Here is a 16,083-nt window from a genome sequence, read left to right on the forward strand (position 1 = left end):
CCATTTAAGCAGGCAATGCATCCTCGACGTGTTTGGTTTAGTGCTCTCCGCGCAGGGGATCACGTCGCCTCAGCTGACGTTGATCTCACAATTAAAGATGAGATGCAGGCTAGACTTGGGTGCTGCCACAGCCGGGAATTAGGTGGCCGAGCTACCACCCTCATTGAAAAAATCATCGTGAGCAACGCGCCCAAAGTCGCTGAGATCTTGGTCTTCATCACTGAACATGAAGTTCACCATCCGCTCACGTCTGAGACCTAAAAGCGTTCTGAAAAAACAGGACTCGCACAGATGGACCTCATAGCGCTCGCCATCATGAGCCGAGCCATAGCCCCAACTGGCGCGAAGAGTGCCAAATTGCAATCCTTGCCCTTCAACGCGCGTGCTATCGCCGCAGATGTCGCACAGGACATCACTGACCGATTTGCTCTGTTCCATAGCTGTGATCTTCATCGAAGCCTCCAATCAGGGTACATGCACGCCTTCGTTCATCTGGTACACGATATGCCTTCAGGAGCTTTGCTCGATGGGATTACGTGCGCCTCAAATACGGCCCTTCGGGATTCCGAACCAGCGGCAAAACTCAGAGGTTTTTACACAGCCCGAGCCATAAACGGCCATCAACAGTGATTTGGGACTAACTAGACGAACATAGCGCCCATAGCCAGCGCTTGGTTAAACCTGTCAAAGGTGTTGTCTCGGTGCAGTGTTCGCACCTGCCAAAGATAGAACGAGCGAACCGCCCCTTCCGTTGAGCCCCCCGCTTCCCGATAGCTCGTACCTCTTGAAATGAGTGCGGCACCACAGTTGCCTTCGAACTGCATGGGGCGTGCGGGTCCCCAGCCCGCATTCCAGTAACAGAGATCAGCGATGACCTGCTCGCCCACCTTGACCTCCAACTGCCCACCACAAGGGGTGAACTCGGCCTGGTCGCAGCCAGGGAGCGTTGGAAGGAATAGCCGCCCCGGATACAAATCGTGTTGAAGATAGCCTATGCGGTCGAGATCGAGCGGCGCGGCAAGCGGCCAGGCCTTGCACTTTCCATCTATTAGGCTGCCAAGATGGGGGGGTATCAAAAGAGTCGTCGTGCTCAGAGGCTCAGGCGCCGCACTGCGAAGCATCCGCCCGCTGGACCAGATGTTCTCCAAATGTACAGCCAAATCCACATCAGCGATCTCGCTGCCCGCCGCTTGTGACCAGCGAACGATCGAGACCTCCACACACCTCTCGATCGACATCACGATTGGCGAACTGAACGCGATCAGTTCGTCACTTGGTCGCGCTGCCTCTACGCGACTAATCAGAGCTCGCAGGGAGGCTTCGATTGCCTCGGTGTCACCGTCGAAGTCGGTTGTTGCAGGGAACCAAACAGGGCGTAGTGGTCGGAGGAAGGCTAAGGTCGGATGAACAGGTAAAGCCAAGAGAGCCCTTTCTTCCGCCAGATCCGTTGGCATACCCCACAAATCTTCGGCAACCGCCAGCGTGCGAAGGTAGGCGGAGATGGCGCGAAGAGCAGCCCGCGAGGATAGCTGTCCGACAAAACCTTCGCCCATGGGCCTCAGGAAGTGCCAGGGGTCTCCTTGGAACGGAGCGTCTGGGTAGGCGGTGCGGTTCGCCGTCCACTCAAAGGCCATCTGCCGGACGAACGGCAGCCCAGTATGACTCTCAAGCTTTCCCAAGGAAGTTCGGAAGATCCGAGGCAAATCTGAGCCCTGCACGCCGTCAAAGTCCTGGGGTATCTCGAACTCCTCGGGAACCTCCTCCAGCGCTTCGTCGTCGCCCTCTGGCAACAGACCACAGCTTTCCAGAACGAGGTCCGAAAGGATGGATGACCTCGAAGTGCTCTCAGCCAGCTTGGAAGTGGGGGAGTAGCCGCATGCTCTTACCGCCATCCAGAAGATACACAGGATCTCGACCACTTCGGCCTCAAGCTGGCGTGAGCTCAGCATTTGGAGAAGCACGGACTCGGTCTCAGCCTTCGAACCTGGCTCCCCCAGCCTAGCTGCCAGCTCCTGCATGGCCCACCACCTTGTAGACGTTGACGGCCAACCAAGCCGAGCAACGAGGATGCGAAGCTCGTCCATCAAGCCTCCGCTATCTCAGAAGATACCAACTCAGCCGCCCAGCGAGGCCGCTCCAACGGCAGGGTACGGGTGTCTTCAATAACGCAATTGACCATCGTCTCCGCGAACTTCACTGCCTCAGCGATCCTATTTTGTCGCGCATAGAAGTAGACCATAACTTCCGTGGGCGCCACACGTGGCGGTTCAGGATCGCCGAACATGGCGTAGGTTGTCGCAGCCACAAACTCGTCACAGCGCTGCGGATAATGCTTGACGACTAAATCGAGTCTGCTGAGGGTCTTCTCTTCTTTCTCCGCAAACCCGACCCAGGCACCGTTTCGGATATGCGCCTGGACAAGGTACTTCCATGCTGCCTTCACGCCACTTAGTTTGCGCCTCGTCTGAAAGGCCAGGTCAGACAGCACCAAGACTCCGCTGGGCCAGCCCTTTTCTGACAGAAGCAAGCCGTCGAGCGCCGAGAGCAGTCGCTTTCCTTGCCCCGCTTTATCCCAGTGCTGATACCAGTCGCGAAGGAGTTTCTCTTGCTCGCTGTGGCTGGCCGATAAACTGTCGAGCAGGTCGCTGAGTTGTTCCGGTGCAAAGTCCGTTACATCTCCCGTGTAAGGTTTGCTCTCGCTACTACTGCCGGGATACTCCGGTCTCTGCAGCAAACCGATGTCCCAACCGACGTGCTCCCGAAGGACGCCAAGCCGCTCTGCAGCCCTTGAGTTACCTTCGAGTGCAAGTTTACTCAGCACGTCATGAATCTCAGGATGTAGTGCGGTTCGCATCAACGCGTCCAGAGGCCAACCGTCCTCGATGCCTTGCACCACGTATTCCCGCAGACTGTCCTCTGCTTGCGACCAGTCGCCTGCGTGTATGTGCTCCTCGTACTTGATTACCAGAGCAGACGGCTTCAACTTCGCAAGCAGCCGATCGGCGGCCGCCAGAACATGTCTGGTGCCCTTCCCGTCGGTGTAGTCCAGGACGTGGTGCACCTGCGGCGCAATACGGCCGAGCAATCGACGGGAGTCGTTCGGTGCGACATCAACTAGGTAGCCGATGGCGTCGACCGTGTTGTTCAGCGTAGGGTCTTTACGATGCGCATAGCCAGTACTCAGCTCCCAGGTCTGCTTACACAACTCGCGAGCACTGGCGCTCAACCCATGGGCTAGCGCAATGGAACAAAGCTGGAGCGGTGTCTGAAGATGTACGCTGGTTTCACGGCAGATCTCTGCATCAAGCAGGATACGCTGGGACTCAACGAACGCCGCCGCCGCATCATCGCCCATCCTCGCCAGCAATCCGGACGCGTACTGAGTGCGGAAGGACTCACTGTCAAACCAAACGTACTGCCCGGCCGCCTCCATAGTTTCCTTGGTCAGGGGCACATCGTCGAAGTGCCCCTGCAGGATGCTCCCTACACGAATGTCGCAGGCAATTCGATGCAGTGCGCTCCGGAAGTCCTCGGCTGCAGAGCTCTCGTCATGGTTTTGCCTGAAACGCCTGAACTCCACTGTCTGGAGTAACGCGAACAGCTCATGGAAGTCTATGAACTCCCCCTGCCACCATTGGTGCGCAACCTGTGCACCGGCCGCAGAGAGTGCGTTGAGAAAGTCGGTGATGTTCGCCTTGTCTTTGTAGGAGGGAGCTCGCACGAACTCGAAGGCGGTCTGCCCTTCTACAGCCATAGACAGGCTCAGATGAACGGCGCTAAAGAACCAGTGGTGCGCGAGTGTAGCCAGATCTTCTTTGCGCTCGTAGTAGTTACCATTGAGCCACTCAATGGGGATAGGCTCGTTCATGGGCTTGGAAACCCTCTTACAAGCTGCCTCTACGGCAGCGACGAGGGGCGTTCGGGCAAGCGCGCTGAAGTCATCGCGCTCGGTGATGCTCACTCCAGCGGTCGCTGCCGCGCGAACGCACGCGTCACTGATGAGGTTCTTGCTCCTACCAGCAGCAAGCGAAGCAGCGACCTCCATCAAGTCGTCTAAATTACCTTCCTCAACCAATATCTGGACTCTTGGCAGCCAAACGGCCGCCCCGTTTTCGGAAACCAGCTGAGCTAGCGCTGTTGGTGTCGCACCGATGACGCCAAGCCGTGCAAATGCGTCGACCAGGAACTGGAACTCATCAGAGCCAGCACTCGACGAGTACCTGCTGGAGAAACGACTAAGCCCCCTGAACCGACGAAGCGCCTCTTCACCACACATTTCAGCCACAATCTCATCGCCCCGTGTACGCAGGGCCAACCCAAGCGCGGCGAGCTGGAGGATGTCCATCTCGTGTCTAGAGGCTAGAGCCTCACGCACGACACTCTCCTCTGTGGTGAGGAAGAAGGTGAACGAGATCAGCCTGGCCATGTCGTCGCTCTGCATCTGGTATCGGCTCCCACCGACCATCCGCCCCTTTAAATGCTGGAGCCGATAGGCTTCAGCAAACTCTTTGGTATCCAGCGCTGCAACCAGCGCGTCTGATAGCAGCGTGTCAAAAAGCGACTCCGGGTATCCCTCTTCCAGGCGGAGCATGATCCAGTCGCGGGTGAGACCGGCGATAAGGTTCTTGGGGTCACCCAATCTCGCCTGAACCGTCCAGAGCCAGTTCACGCGTAGCGAGGTGGGCGCTGAGCTCTCCAACCAACTTGCTACTGCTGGCATCAGCTCCTCAATGCGGTCGACGTAGCCTGGGGTTGCGCGCACGAAGACTGCAAGGCTCTCGTGGAAAACCTTCAGGCCAGCCGCCGAGGAGTGAAGCAGATGCTCAACTTTTGCGACCTCCGGCTCCGCCGTGCCGACTTTTGTGGCGATCTCCCCGAATGCAGATCTAGGCCAGAAGAACGAGAAGGCGCATACGAGCCGCAATGTGTCCTTGAGGCTTGGAGGGAGGCTTTGCCAAAGCGATGCGTAGTAGAACTGTGCCTCCCTACTTAAGTCCCCCTTCAGCTGCTCGACGTCCCACCTCGACAAACTGCGACTGGTATGTTCAAGCTCCGCAACGGCATAGATGACATGCAGAGGATGACCATTGGTCTGCGTACGAAGCGCGGTCGCAGTCTCCTGCAGTTGCCTTTCAACTCCATCCTCGCCCTCGAATCCAGTCGTAAATCTGCCTTCCTGAAATGCCTTGCGCAAATAGGACAGGACTGCGTTTTCAGACATCGCTGGCAGCGTACGCCACTCCGCTTTAGGCGCGACAGCAAGCAGGTCCGTCGGTAACTGGACGTCGTCCACTGGCTGGGTGCCGACGAGCAGCACCATGTTGTCCGGGCATGGGATCACCTGGGCAAACACATCGTCCAGCGGCCGCTTGTCCTCGGCGTTAATGCGCCAGACGTGGTCCAGCCCGTCCAAGACAAGAACGAACGGCTTGGCCAGTTGCTTGTAGTGAGAAGCACACGCTTCAAGTAGCGAGCGCAGGTCGCCCACCGGCACCTGAACATCCGGATGAAACCGTTTGACTTGCGCCTCGATGGACTGCTCGACTACATAGCTGTTCACCCGGTCTCGCCCTCGCTCCGTCGTCGAGAGGAAGTAATGATGCCGGACGGTAGGGATGCCCCGCTCAGCGAGCGTGTCGCACAACGCGCTCAGATAGGTACTTTTTCCACGACCCGGCGGCCCAGTGAGCACGATCGCCCCACCAGTAGCATTGACGGTGTCACGGGCAAACTCCGAATGGAACGTCTCATCAGGCACCTCGTAGCCCAGTGGGACAACGAAGTCCTCTGGCAAAGGCGCCGCTGGTGTCGAGCGCAGGATGGTGCGAACCTGCTCCAGCGTGATCCAACCGTCAGGGGGTGGGAAGTTTTTCCGCGTCGCCCAGTTCAAAGCTACGTACTTGAGGTTAGCAATACCCTCAGGAGTGCCGTGTTTGCGAAGTCGCGCATCGACCTCTTGCTCCAGCGTGTCGAACCCCTTGTCACTGTGAAAAATGTGCAGCTGGCTAAAAAACGCCTCGCAGTCTTGCTCGCCACCAAGTTCCGCGATGACCTCAGAGCGCCTGGGCTCGGGGATCCTGGCAAAGGAGATCTTGCCGCCGCTGAGGCAAGCTTCGATATCGGCATCCGGCCGGCGATTGGTCGTCAACGAAAATAAGCCCGTACGCGCCGGTTCCAACGCCTTGAAAGCATCGAACCACTTGCGCAACATCGACCTCGATCGCGCTGTCTTGCCAGTCTTTTCCAGCATCCAATCCCAGCAGAGCGGATGCGCGTTTGGATCAGGGGTGAACTTGACCTGCTGGAGATCAAGCAGGCTATCTGCACGCTCGACAACGATGTCATCCAGCCCTGTCGGCGCGACAGCCTCGTCGTCACACTCAAACCTCACCCGGGTATAGCGAGCCGGTGCGTCAAGCCAATCGCAAAGAACCCTGAGGCCTTGACGGTTCTGATAAATGTAACCTGCGGCGGTGATCGCGGTATTCTTGATGTCTTCAGACATGGGTGACTCGCCTTCAGAAGCTGCCAGGACAGCATCGGCTCGCGCTGCGAACCCGGTGATGCGGCTGAAGGCAGCAATATATGGGTTATCCGTTACCGCAGGGAAACGCCAGCCCAGTTGTACAGGCCTATCCCCCCACCGCGCGCGACTGAGCCCCTTCTTAAAGCTTCCTCATACGCTCATGTGGGCCCGCGATTGTAGAGGGCGAGAGCGATCACATCCGATTCGATACCTATTAGAGAGTTGTTGTCGAGCTGAATACAGGGCCAAGAGCTCCAATTGGCAGCGTCTCCGCCTGTTCCTCAATCCGGCCGGCCATAAGCATGTCAGTCCGGCTTGGATAATGACGCAGCAGGAATCGAGCATCACGCCGAACCCGTTCGGGCAAAGACCCATCACGCGAGAGCTCAAGAAGAAAGTCATGTGTCTGTATCACTGCTCGGGTACGTTCGCATGGCATTGTCATGCCTCACCTCCAAACAAGCTAAACACCTGAAATCAATAGCCTTCCGCCCTGATGTGCAATGCAGCAGAGAAGATCATGTGAGTTTTCAGCTGTCCGTCTGGAAACGGATCGACAGAAACGCTGTACTCTCGACCTCCCTCTACGCGATACCTATATCCGAGCTCAAGCCCCTGATCATCAAGGATCAGACTGACCTCCAACAAAGGCTCCATTGTCCAGCGCTCCGTATCGTTGATGTGCGATGGAGTCACAAGCTGGGCCTGCTCAATCCAAGCATGATCATCTTTTACGGCTACGACCTGCTCAAGCTGTACGGGTGTCGGAACCATTAGCATGCTGCGAAACAATTCCCCACCAGCGTCCTCCACCAGCTGAAGATAGAACCAAGGCCAAGCCGCATCCTGCTCAATAAATGACCAGAACTGAACGTCATCAGAGCCGTTGGAGCGCCCAGGAAACAGCTCAGATTTCCGATTTGTCTTGAACATCCCAGGCCCCTTGATGAGAATCATGCTCGACTAATGAACAATATATTTTGTAGTCATATATTGTTCAATCACGCTTCATCTTTCCATTTTGCGGGAGCGCAAAATGGAAGTCCGGAATTCGTTTAGTAAAGCGTTGAGGTTGGTGCGTCACAGCCAGGGGCTTACCCAGGAAGACTTCTCAATGGTTAGCAGCCGCACCTACGTCAGCATGCTGGAGCGGGCGGCTACCAGTCCTACGCTCGAAAAGCTTGATGATCTCTGCAAGGTGCTCGATGTCCACCCGGTCACCCTCCTGGCCATCACCTATTTGCTCGGAGCAGAGGCCCCCGCTGACCGTGAGTTACTGCTAAAGAGAGTTGGAGATGAGTTACAGAGCCTGCTCGCTGAGCCTGCATCATAGGCTTACGGGTAACACTCGACGTTGAAAGAGAGACCTCTAGTCAGTCCATTTCGAAGAATCAGATCGCTAAGGGTGCCATGTCCGTCGCAGAAGCAATCTCGAACCGAATTAAGCGAATGCAGAAGGGGAAGCCCTTTCCTCGCTCGCTATTCGCAGAGGCTGGCTCTCGTGCTGCCGTCGATAAGGCATTCTCCAGGCTAGTGCAATCAGGTCATCTTGAGCGCGTCGCTCGCGGCATTTACATGCGACCAAAATTTAGCCGCTACACCGGTCGCCGGCTCATACCTAGCCCGCTAGCCATCATGAGCATTCTCACTAAAGCAAATGGCGAGACGATTCAGATACATGGTGCGGAAGCTGTGCGCAGGCTGGGACTTAGTACTCAGATGCAGGTAGTACCGACTTTCTACACAAGCGGAGCAACCCGCAAAATCAAGGTTGGTAATGCGGTGGTTCGCCTACAGCATGTGTCCAGTCATCGCTTGCAGCACGCTGGCACTATGGTGGGCATGGCACTGACCGCACTTTATTACCTCGGCAAAGATGGGCTGTCTTCGCAGACGCTTTCCAAAATTACCTGCGCCCTCAGCCCTGTCGAACTGGCAACCCTTAGAGCATGCATGATGCCGAAATGGATGCAGGAGGTATTATCTAATGCCAACTATGAACCTGCCTCACTGAACAAGGCGCCTGAGCGAGCTTAGTGCGCCAGATAAGCAGTGGCGAACCAGCTCACCGATTGGACCTCGGTCACCACCCTTTCCTCATCAGCGTCTCAAAATCTCGACGTGACAAGACCTGTGCGCAGTTGCGCCAGTCGTTATCGGTTGGGCGCATGGTGGCGTTGTAGCGCAGATCGAAGCCGGTTTCCTGCTTCTGGGCATTGATGTACTGATCCATCAATTCTCCCAGATGCTCGATGTCGTCAATCCATTCGTCCTTGATGGTGTCCGGCAACGATCCGAACAGATCAAAGCGGTCCTTCATGCGTTCGGAAAGGCGGTCGTAGACTTTCTCGTCCACCGTCTGCTCGTTCACGAGGTTGGGGTCGCGGTATTTTGCCAAATCAGAAAGTCTTTTTCAGAGTTTCCCTAGGCTGACAAGCCAAGCGCTGGATCGCAACCATCCATCACCTTATCCAGCTAGATCTGCCTCCTCCAATAAGTGCCGCACAAATCCCGGCGGGTGCAGATTTCCGGGAGGTTTGCGCCAGATCAGTTGGAGACGCTTTTCAAGCCCCGGGATGGGAAGAGCTACCAGCGCGCCACTGCGAACTTCGTCTTGTACTGCGGAAGCCATCACCAACGACACGCCGAGTCCCGCCCTCACTGCTTGTTTGACTGCCTCGGTGCTGCCTAGCTGCATACCGCTGCGAGGCACGCCCAGTTCGCCAAAGTATTCGGTCAGAAGCCGTCCGGTACCGCTACCCGGTTCACCTCCCAGCATCGGCAGGTCCACCAGACGATCACGTTCTATGCACCCTGCTTCAACCAGCGCATGGTCGGGGCTGACGATAAGCACCAGCGGCTCGACCCGCCAGAGGCGGTGTTCGAAGTCGGGGTGAGGTAGCCACCATTCCATGATCGCGGCGTCGAGCTGGCCCGCCAGTAGCTGGTCGGCCACATCCGGGTTGGCGGCGATGCGCAGATCCACCTCGCCCCTCTCATTTGCGGTCGTCAGATAGTTGCGCACGAATGGCTGGAGAAGGTAGGTGCCGATGTTGGAGCTGGCCCCGACGCGCTCACGATTGCCATGCAGGGCTTCTAGCGCCCGGGCGTGCATGTCGAGCAAGGCGGTCGCATGCGGCATGAAGGCCAGCGCCCGTGTGGTAGGCTGGCAGCCGCTACGACTGCGCTGCACCAGCGTTACGCCGACCTGCTCTTCAAGCTTCTGCAAGTGCTGCGACACCGTCGGCTGGGCCAGCCCCAACGCCCTCGCCGCGCTCTGAAAACTGCCTGTTTGAACGATCGCTACCAGGCTCTTCAGCCAGACCGGATTCAACATGCGGCAGGCTCGGCCTTGGGCAGACGGTTCGCAGCGTTGATTGGGCGCGCACCTGCCAATGCCTGGATGATGTTCTGCGCTGCACAACGTTCAATCTCCAGGCGCACCGCGCGCACTGCCGACCCTATGTGCGGAGTGAACAGCGTATTCGGATGCGCGAGCAGCGCAGGATCGATCAGCCGCGGCCGGTCCGCGCGAGCCCAGTCTTCCATTTCGAATACATCCGCCGCATACCCGCCGAGCTGGCCTCGCTCAAGCGCCGCGAGCACGGCGGCTTCATCCACTACCGAACCACGACAGGGGTTTACAAGCAGAGCGCCCGGCCGTACGAGGGCAAGCAGCTCGGCGTTGACCAGATGCTGGGTATCGGCATTCAAGGGAAGCGCCAGCAGGATGAAGTCCGAGCTGGCGAAGAGTTCGCTGCACGCCACCCGGCGCAGGCCGAGCCGTTGCTCGGTTTGTGTATCCAGAGCCTTCGCCTCGTGGTACTGCAGGGTCGCGCCCCATCCCTGCAAGCGATCAGCCATGGCCAGTCCGATGGCGCCCATGCCAAGGATGCCGACCGTAGCGTTATCCAGCCCCGTGCCGTAGAACTGTGGTTGCCAGCCCTGGAACTTGCCAGAGCGGACGAACGCATCTGCTGCCCGCAGATGCCGCCCCAGCCCCACCGCCAGTCCGATCGCCAGCTCGGCAGTCGGGACCGTCAACAGATCAGGCACGAAGGTCAGCCAGACCCCGCGGGCAGTACAGGCGTCCACATCGAAATTGTCGAAGCCCTTGAGCGCGCAGCCGACTACACGCAGCTCAGGGCAGGCTTGAAGAAAGTCTGCATCGACCCGATCGGGCATGAACGCCATCATCGCCTGAGCATCGCGGCAGCGGCGCAGAATTTCCTCGCGCGGCAGCGTGCTGTCGGTCTGGTTGGTCATCAGCTCGCAATGTGGCGCCAGCAGTTGCAGGATCTCATCGTGTACTCGGTGAGTTATAACGAGTTTCGGCAGCATGGTTTGTCCTATTTGAAACGTTTGCGCAGCACGCCACTGAAGGCGTCTACTAGCGTGACCATGGCCAGGATGACCAGCAGGATTGCTGCAACCTCCTGGTACTGCATGATGCGCAGCGAGCCCATGAGTTCGAAGCCGATACCGCCGGCGCCAACCATGCCCATCACGGTGGAGGCGCGAAAGTTGTATTCCCAGCGGTAGATCGCCACGTCGGCGAACTGCGGCGTCACCTGTGGCAAAACCGCGTGCAGCAGCACTTGCATCGGCGTAGCCCCCGCCGCCCGAGCGGCTTCCACCGGCGCTTCGTCGACGTGCTCGATGGCCTCGGCGAAGAACTTGCCGACCATGCCGACCGAATGCAGACCCAGGGCAAGCACGCCCGGCAAGGCGCCGAACCCTACGGCTGCAACGAAGATGATGCCCATGATCAGCTCCGGCACCGACCGCAGGGCATTGAGCAGCACCCGGGCAACACCGAACACAAGGGGGTGCGGCGCCGTATTGCGCGCTGCAACGAAGGCCACCACCAGCGAGAACACCACTGCGATGGCCGTACCGGCGATGCTCATCGCCAAGGTGTCGATCAAGGGGCGAATCCAGCTTCGATAGCCCGAAAAGTCTGGCGGCATGGCCTCGCCTGCCAGGGTCGCGATGGAGGGCAGCCCGTTCAGCAGCGTGGTGGCATCGAGCAGCCCCACGTACCAGCAGGCCAACAGCACCACTCCGAATACAATCGCCACCTGCCCCAGCTGGCGCCACCAACCGAGGCCGAAGCCTCGAAGGATGTGCTCGCGTTGCTCTGCAGGCAGCGCCTGCACGTCGTAATGAGTAGACATATCGGTGCTCACATCGTGGCGAAGTCGAGGCCGAGCAGCGATCCCATGTTGCGGATCACATCGTAGTCGGCGTCGGTGATTGGCGCGAAGGCCTCGGCCTTGAAGTTGCGCAGCACTTCGGGATCGTCGATACCGACGAATACATCCCGCACCTTGGTTTTCAGCTCGGGGCTCAGGTTCGAGCGCATCGCACAGGGGTACTGGGGGTATTCGCCGCTGTAACCAAGTACTTTCACCTTGCTCGGATCGATTAGGCCACGTTCGACTGCGTGATTGAAAATTACCTCCGACAGCCCACCCGCATCGGCGTTGCCGTTCGCCACGTTGACGGCAACGGCGTCATGCGTGCCCACAAAATGTTGTTCGTAGTCCTGCCCACCCGTCAAACCGGCCGTCTCAAGAAGCACGGCTTTGGGAATCAAATGGCTGGACGTCGATGCCCGGTCACCATAGGCCATCTTCTTGCCCTTAAGGTCGGCATACTCATTCACGCCTGACGCCACATTGGCGATAATCACCGAGCGATAGGTCGGCTTGCCGTCGATGACCATGGCAGCGAAGGGCTCGATGTCGCTTTTGCTTTTGGCCATGACGTAGGACAGCGGACCGAAATACGCCAGGTCGATACGGCCAAAGCGCATCGCCTCAATCATCGAGGAATAGTCGGTGGTTACGATCAGCTGCACCTTCTTGTCCAGATGCTCTTCCAGATAATCCTTCAGCGGCTGGTTACGCTTGATCAGCTCGGAGGCGTTTTCGTCCGGCAGCAGGGCAACCTTTAGCACATCCGGATCGGCATCGGCCGCTAGGGCGGACAAACTTGAAACAGCGGACAGCAAGCAAGTCAATAAGAGCGCGGATAAGCGTTTCATCGGGACATCTCCAGTGAAGGTTCGAGCATGACAGGTGGTTCAGCCGGAGCATTCGCTGGCTGAGTCGTAGAGCGGCCTGCATAGATGCGCTCAAGCTGCGCATCGGTGAGTTCCGAGGGCGCGGCATCGAAAACGATCTGAGAATCGGCCAGCCCGACGACGCGATCGGCGAAGCGGCGGGCATATTCGAGTTGATGCAGCGAAACGATGGCGGTGATGCCGTCTTCCTTGCAGATGTCGCGCAGCAATCCGAGAACACGGACCGAAGTGGCCGGGTCGAGACTGGCTACCGGCTCATCGGCCAGAATGATCGCCGGCTGTTGCGCTAGCGCACGCGCGATGCCTACCCGCTGCTGCTGGCCACCGGACAGTTTGTCCACCCGGCTTAGCGCCTTGTCTGCCAGACCGACCCGAGCGAGGCAACTGAGCGCAATCTCCTGATCGGCACGCGGCAGAGGAAACAGCGAGCGGAGCGTGTTGTGAAAGGCCAGCCGACCGGTAAGCACATTAGCCAGTGCGCTTTGACGTTCGATTAGCTGGTGGTGCTGAAAGATCATGGCGGTACGCCGACGATGCTGACGCAAGGCCGAGCCGCTGCCGAGTTCACCGAGTTCGCTGGTGACACTGCCGCCAGTGGGCGTGACGAGTCGATTGAGACTACGGAGCAAGGTCGACTTGCCTGCGCCCGAGAGACCAAGCAGCACGGTGAACTCACCACGCCGAAATGCAATCGAGGTATCGCGTAGGGCTGTCACGCCGCCTGGATAGACGACGCTCAACCGGTCGACCCGCAGCACGGCGTCCTGTATCGGATGGGGCGTCATTTGATCACCTTTCGCAATATTGCTGGCCGCACAATTGCGGTTCGCGATGCAAAGGGTAGAAATTCCTTGTTAACGCACTGTTTCTAAAGGATGACATTTCGATGAATACTTCGAATCTGCCGTAGCGGGGCGGCAAGCGAAGCCGTGGAAGAACGGGCGCAACGTAGCGTCTTTCTTCACGCGGGATACAGGAGGCTTTGATTGATACTGCTGCGGATTCGCTACAGTAACGTTGGGCCAGAACGTAATGCCATCCAAGCAAGAGAGCGCACACTAGCGGACTATAGGAGACATTCTATTCTTGCCCGTCGATTGACCTAGGCCGTTATGTGGCTGGTCGAAACCTTCAGGTGCCGCCCAACTAGACGTCTGTTGTCGCGCCCAGCTTAATGCTAGGGAAACTCTGAAGAAGACTTCCAGATTTTGGCAAAAGACCCGGATTCCACCCGCTGAGTTTCCCCATGAAGCAGATGACCTTCGCTGACGCCGAGTACGCCGGTAAGCGCAAACAAACCCGCAAAGAGTTGTTCCTGATCGAGATGGATCGGGTGGTGCCGTGGAAGGGTTTGATTGCCTTGATCGAGCCGCATTATCCCAAGGGTGAAGGCGGTCGTCCGGCCTATCCGCTGATGGCGATGCTGCGCGTGCACCTGATGCAAAACTGGTTCGGTTACAGCGATCCAGCGATGGATGAATCGCCCCTGGTTTCGTAGACACCTCCAAGCCTCATAATGAGGCCCATCAGGAGGTGCCATGAGCAACCAGCGTTACCCCGAAGAATTCAAGATCGAAGCGGTCAAGCAAGTCACCGAGCGCGGTTTGCGCGTTGCCGATGTGGCGGAGCGTCTAGGCGTGTCCGCGCACAGCCTGTACGCCTGGGTAAAGCGCTACAGCAAGCCCCAAGCACAGCGGCAGCAGGTAGATGATCAACAGGCCGAGCTGCGTCGCTTGCGCGCGGAACTCAAGCGGGTGACCGAAGAGCGAGACATCCTAAAAAAGGCCGCCGCGTACTTTGCCAAGGAGTCCGGCTGAAGTACGCCGTCATCAGCAAGCTGTCGGTGGAGTACCCGGTACGGCGTCTCTGCCAGACCCTCCAGGTACATCCCAGCGGTTACTACGCCTGGCTGGCCGAGCCGAAATCCGCACGCGAGAAGGAAGATCAGCGCCTGCTCGGATTGATCAAGCATGCCTGGCTGGAAAGCGGCGGGGTCTACGGCTACCGCAAGATCCACGACGACCTGCGTGAGCTGGGCGAGTCCTGTGGCCGGCACCGCGTGGCTCGCCTAATGCGGGTGGAGGGGCTGCGTTCGCAGACCGGTTATCGTCGGCGCCCCGGCTATTACGGCGGTAAGCCGACGGTGGCTTCGCCCAACCGCCTGGAGCGGCAGTTCAAGGTCAGCGAGCCGAACAAGGTCTGGGTCACCGACATCACCTACATCCGCACCTATGAGGGCTGGTTGTACTTGGCGGTGGTGCTGGATCTGTTTTCGCGCCAGGTGATCGGCTGGTCGATGAAACCACGGATGTGCAGCGACCTGGCCATCGATGCGTTGTTGATGGCGGTCTGGCGGCGCAAGCCCAGGCAGGAGGTGATGATCCACTCCGACCAGGGCAGCCAGTTCAGCAGCTCGGACTGGCAGAGCTTCCTAAAGGCCAACAACCTAATCAGCAGCATGAGTCGACGCGGTAACTGTCACGACAACGCGGTCGCGGAAAGCTTTTTCCAGTTGCTGAAGCGGGAGCGCATCCGACGGAAAACCTACGGCACTCGCGAAGAAGCCCGCAGTGATGTGTTCGATTACATCGAGATGGTCTATAACCCCAAGCGCCGGCACAGCAGCGCTATGCAGCTGTCGCCAGTGGAGTTTGAAAAGCGTTATTTCCAGAGCTTGGAGAGTGTCTAGGAAAGCCGGGGCGATTCAGGAAGAGGCGCTGTACGAGACCACCATCCTGCGCCAGTTCGCGGGGCTGAGCTTGGAGCGTATCCCCGATGAAACCACCATCCTCAACTTCCGTCGTTTGCTGGAGAAGCACGAACTAGCCGCCGGCATCTTGGCTGTCCTCAATGGCTATCTGGGCGACCGAGGGCTGTCGCTGCGCCAAGGCACGATCGTCGATGCCACGCTGATCAATGCGCCGAGTTCGACCAAGAACAAGGACGGTAAGCGCGACCCGGAAATGCATCAGACCAAGAAGGGTAACCAGTACTACTTCGGCATGAAGGCGCACATCGGTGTCGATGATGAGTCGGGCTTGGTGCACAGCGTGGTGGGCACGGCGGCCAACGTGGCCGATGTCACCCAGGTCGATAAGCTGCTGCACGGCGATGAGAACATGGTCGGTGCCGACGCGGGTTACACCGGCGTCGAGAAACGCCCTGAACATGAAGGCCGGGAGGCCATCTGGCAGATCGCCGCCCGCCGTAGTACTTACAAGAAGCTTGATAAGCGCAGTGCTTTGTACAAAGCCAAGCGCAAGATTGAGAAGGCCAAGGCTCAGGTACGAGCCAAGGTCGAGCATCCGTTCCGGGTGATCAAGCGCCAGTTCGGTTATGTGAAGGTGCGCTTCCGTGGTCTGGCGAAGAACACGGCGCAACTGATGACGCTGTTCGCGCTGTCGAACCTGTGGATGGCGCGCCGACATTTACTGGCGAATGCAGGAGAGGTGCGCCTGTAATGTGGAAA

At 58.3% G+C, this 16,083-nt stretch carries 14 protein-coding genes and 2 pseudogenes; 5 read left to right on the forward strand and 11 right to left on the reverse strand.

Annotated features, from left to right (window positions below; all coding sequences use genetic code 11):
* Positions 1-138: 138 nt before the first annotated feature.
* The 5 genes from LG385_RS19190 to LG385_RS19205 all read right to left on the reverse strand — a co-directional run bounded on the left by LG385_RS19190 (position 139) and on the right by LG385_RS19205 (position 7,459).
* Positions 139-453 (reverse strand): hypothetical protein, encoded by a 315-nt coding sequence (locus LG385_RS19190; protein WP_015275434.1) that lies wholly within the window; start codon positions 451-453, stop codon positions 139-141.
* Between the two features lie 188 nt (positions 454-641).
* Complete coding sequence (locus tag LG385_RS19195) at positions 642-2,018, reverse strand: multidrug DMT transporter permease (RefSeq protein ID WP_225775526.1); 1,377 nt, start codon at positions 2,016-2,018, stop codon at positions 642-644.
* A 65-nt stretch (positions 2,019-2,083) separates the two neighbouring features.
* Complete coding sequence (locus LG385_RS19200) at positions 2,084-6,505, reverse strand: NACHT domain-containing protein (RefSeq protein WP_015275432.1); 4,422 nt, start codon at positions 6,503-6,505, stop codon at positions 2,084-2,086.
* Between the two features lie 235 nt (positions 6,506-6,740).
* Positions 6,741-6,971 carry a BPSL0761 family protein gene (locus tag LG385_RS25555; RefSeq protein ID WP_015275431.1) on the reverse strand — a complete coding sequence of 77 codons (231 nt, stop codon included), beginning with the start codon at positions 6,969-6,971 and terminating at the stop codon, positions 6,741-6,743.
* A gap of 32 nt (positions 6,972-7,003) precedes the next feature.
* On the reverse strand, positions 7,004-7,459 hold the full coding sequence (locus tag LG385_RS19205) for a hypothetical protein (protein ID WP_031642520.1): 456 nt from the start codon (positions 7,457-7,459) through the stop codon (positions 7,004-7,006).
* Between the two features lie 103 nt (positions 7,460-7,562).
* On the opposite strand from LG385_RS19205, the gene LG385_RS19210 reads away from it, so the two are divergent.
* Together LG385_RS19210 and LG385_RS19215 are read left to right on the forward strand one after the other, a co-directional pair.
* Positions 7,563-7,859 carry a helix-turn-helix domain-containing protein gene (locus LG385_RS19210; RefSeq protein ID WP_015275429.1) on the forward strand — a complete coding sequence of 99 codons (297 nt, stop codon included), beginning with the start codon at positions 7,563-7,565 and terminating at the stop codon, positions 7,857-7,859.
* Between the two features lie 77 nt (positions 7,860-7,936).
* Positions 7,937-8,563, forward strand: a complete 627-nt coding sequence (locus LG385_RS19215; RefSeq protein WP_015275428.1) for a DUF6088 family protein — start codon at positions 7,937-7,939, stop codon at positions 8,561-8,563.
* Between the two features lie 46 nt (positions 8,564-8,609).
* Here the strand turns inward: LG385_RS19215 and LG385_RS19220 are convergent, their stop codons facing one another.
* The 6 genes from LG385_RS19220 to phnC all read right to left on the reverse strand — a co-directional run bounded on the left by LG385_RS19220 (position 8,610) and on the right by phnC (position 13,399).
* On the reverse strand, positions 8,610-8,924 hold the full coding sequence (locus LG385_RS19220; protein ID WP_023118213.1) for a hypothetical protein: 315 nt from the start codon (positions 8,922-8,924) through the stop codon (positions 8,610-8,612).
* A 69-nt stretch (positions 8,925-8,993) separates the two neighbouring features.
* On the reverse strand, positions 8,994-9,863 hold the full coding sequence (locus tag LG385_RS19225) for a LysR family transcriptional regulator (protein ID WP_015275427.1): 870 nt from the start codon (positions 9,861-9,863) through the stop codon (positions 8,994-8,996).
* Positions 9,857-10,867 carry a phosphonate dehydrogenase PtxD gene (gene ptxD, locus LG385_RS19230; RefSeq protein ID WP_003127732.1) on the reverse strand — a complete coding sequence of 337 codons (1,011 nt, stop codon included), beginning with the start codon at positions 10,865-10,867 and terminating at the stop codon, positions 9,857-9,859. Before ptxD ends, LG385_RS19225 begins: the two co-directional genes overlap by 7 nt.
* An 8-nt stretch (positions 10,868-10,875) precedes the next feature.
* Positions 10,876-11,703, reverse strand: coding sequence for a phosphonate ABC transporter, permease protein PhnE (phnE, locus tag LG385_RS19235; RefSeq protein ID WP_010466252.1), 828 nt, complete (start codon positions 11,701-11,703; stop codon positions 10,876-10,878).
* A gap of 8 nt (positions 11,704-11,711) precedes the next feature.
* Positions 11,712-12,575, reverse strand: coding sequence for a phosphate/phosphite/phosphonate ABC transporter substrate-binding protein (gene phnD, locus LG385_RS19240; RefSeq protein ID WP_225775527.1), 864 nt, complete (start codon positions 12,573-12,575; stop codon positions 11,712-11,714).
* On the reverse strand, positions 12,572-13,399 hold the full coding sequence (gene phnC / locus LG385_RS19245) for a phosphonate ABC transporter ATP-binding protein (protein ID WP_003118432.1): 828 nt from the start codon (positions 13,397-13,399) through the stop codon (positions 12,572-12,574). The genes phnD and phnC overlap by 4 nt, the downstream gene beginning before the upstream one ends.
* A gap of 461 nt (positions 13,400-13,860) precedes the next feature.
* Between phnC and LG385_RS19250 the strand changes: the two are divergent.
* From LG385_RS19250 to LG385_RS19260, 3 genes and pseudogenes are all read left to right on the forward strand, one after another.
* A pseudogene (locus tag LG385_RS19250) lies at positions 13,861-14,097 on the forward strand (IS5/IS1182 family transposase); the annotation flags it as partial.
* Between the two features lie 55 nt (positions 14,098-14,152).
* A protein-coding gene (locus LG385_RS19255; protein WP_085990595.1) for an IS3 family transposase occupies positions 14,153-15,303 on the forward strand; the annotation gives its coding sequence in 2 pieces (ribosomal slippage) (positions 14,153-14,390 and positions 14,390-15,303; 1,152 coding nt in all).
* A 19-nt stretch (positions 15,304-15,322) separates the two neighbouring features.
* Positions 15,323-16,075 (forward strand): annotated as a pseudogene (locus tag LG385_RS19260) (IS5-like element ISPre1 family transposase); the annotation flags it as partial.
* Positions 16,076-16,083 lie beyond the last annotated feature (8 nt).

The sequence above is a fragment of the Pseudomonas sp. Marseille-Q5115 genome (assembly GCF_916618905.1).
GTDB classification, from domain to species: domain Bacteria; phylum Pseudomonadota; class Gammaproteobacteria; order Pseudomonadales; family Pseudomonadaceae; genus Aquipseudomonas; species Aquipseudomonas japonica_A.

Excerpts from the sequence above, each read along its gene's own strand:
- LG385_RS19195 (WP_225775526.1), bottom strand. The coding sequence starts at position 2,018 with ATGCAGGAGCTGGCAGCTAGGCTGGGGGAGCCAGGTTCGAAGGCTGAG.
- LG385_RS19215 (WP_015275428.1), top strand. The coding sequence starts at position 7,937 with ATGTCCGTCGCAGAAGCAATCTCGAACCGAATTAAGCGAATGCAGAAG.
- LG385_RS19205 (WP_031642520.1), bottom strand. The coding sequence starts at position 7,459 with ATGTTCAAGACAAATCGGAAATCTGAGCTGTTTCCTGGGCGCTCCAAC.
- ptxD (WP_003127732.1), bottom strand. The coding sequence starts at position 10,867 with ATGCTGCCGAAACTCGTTATAACTCACCGAGTACACGATGAGATCCTG.
- phnE (WP_010466252.1), bottom strand. The coding sequence starts at position 11,703 with ATGTCTACTCATTACGACGTGCAGGCGCTGCCTGCAGAGCAACGCGAG.
- LG385_RS19190 (WP_015275434.1), bottom strand. The coding sequence starts at position 453 with ATGAAGATCACAGCTATGGAACAGAGCAAATCGGTCAGTGATGTCCTG.
- phnD (WP_225775527.1), bottom strand. The coding sequence starts at position 12,575 with ATGAAACGCTTATCCGCGCTCTTATTGACTTGCTTGCTGTCCGCTGTT.
- LG385_RS19200 (WP_015275432.1), bottom strand. The coding sequence starts at position 6,505 with ATGTCTGAAGACATCAAGAATACCGCGATCACCGCCGCAGGTTACATT.
- LG385_RS19225 (WP_015275427.1), bottom strand. The coding sequence starts at position 9,863 with ATGTTGAATCCGGTCTGGCTGAAGAGCCTGGTAGCGATCGTTCAAACA.
- LG385_RS25555 (WP_015275431.1), bottom strand. The coding sequence starts at position 6,971 with ATGACAATGCCATGCGAACGTACCCGAGCAGTGATACAGACACATGAC.
- LG385_RS19210 (WP_015275429.1), top strand. The coding sequence starts at position 7,563 with ATGGAAGTCCGGAATTCGTTTAGTAAAGCGTTGAGGTTGGTGCGTCAC.
- phnC (WP_003118432.1), bottom strand. The coding sequence starts at position 13,399 with ATGACGCCCCATCCGATACAGGACGCCGTGCTGCGGGTCGACCGGTTG.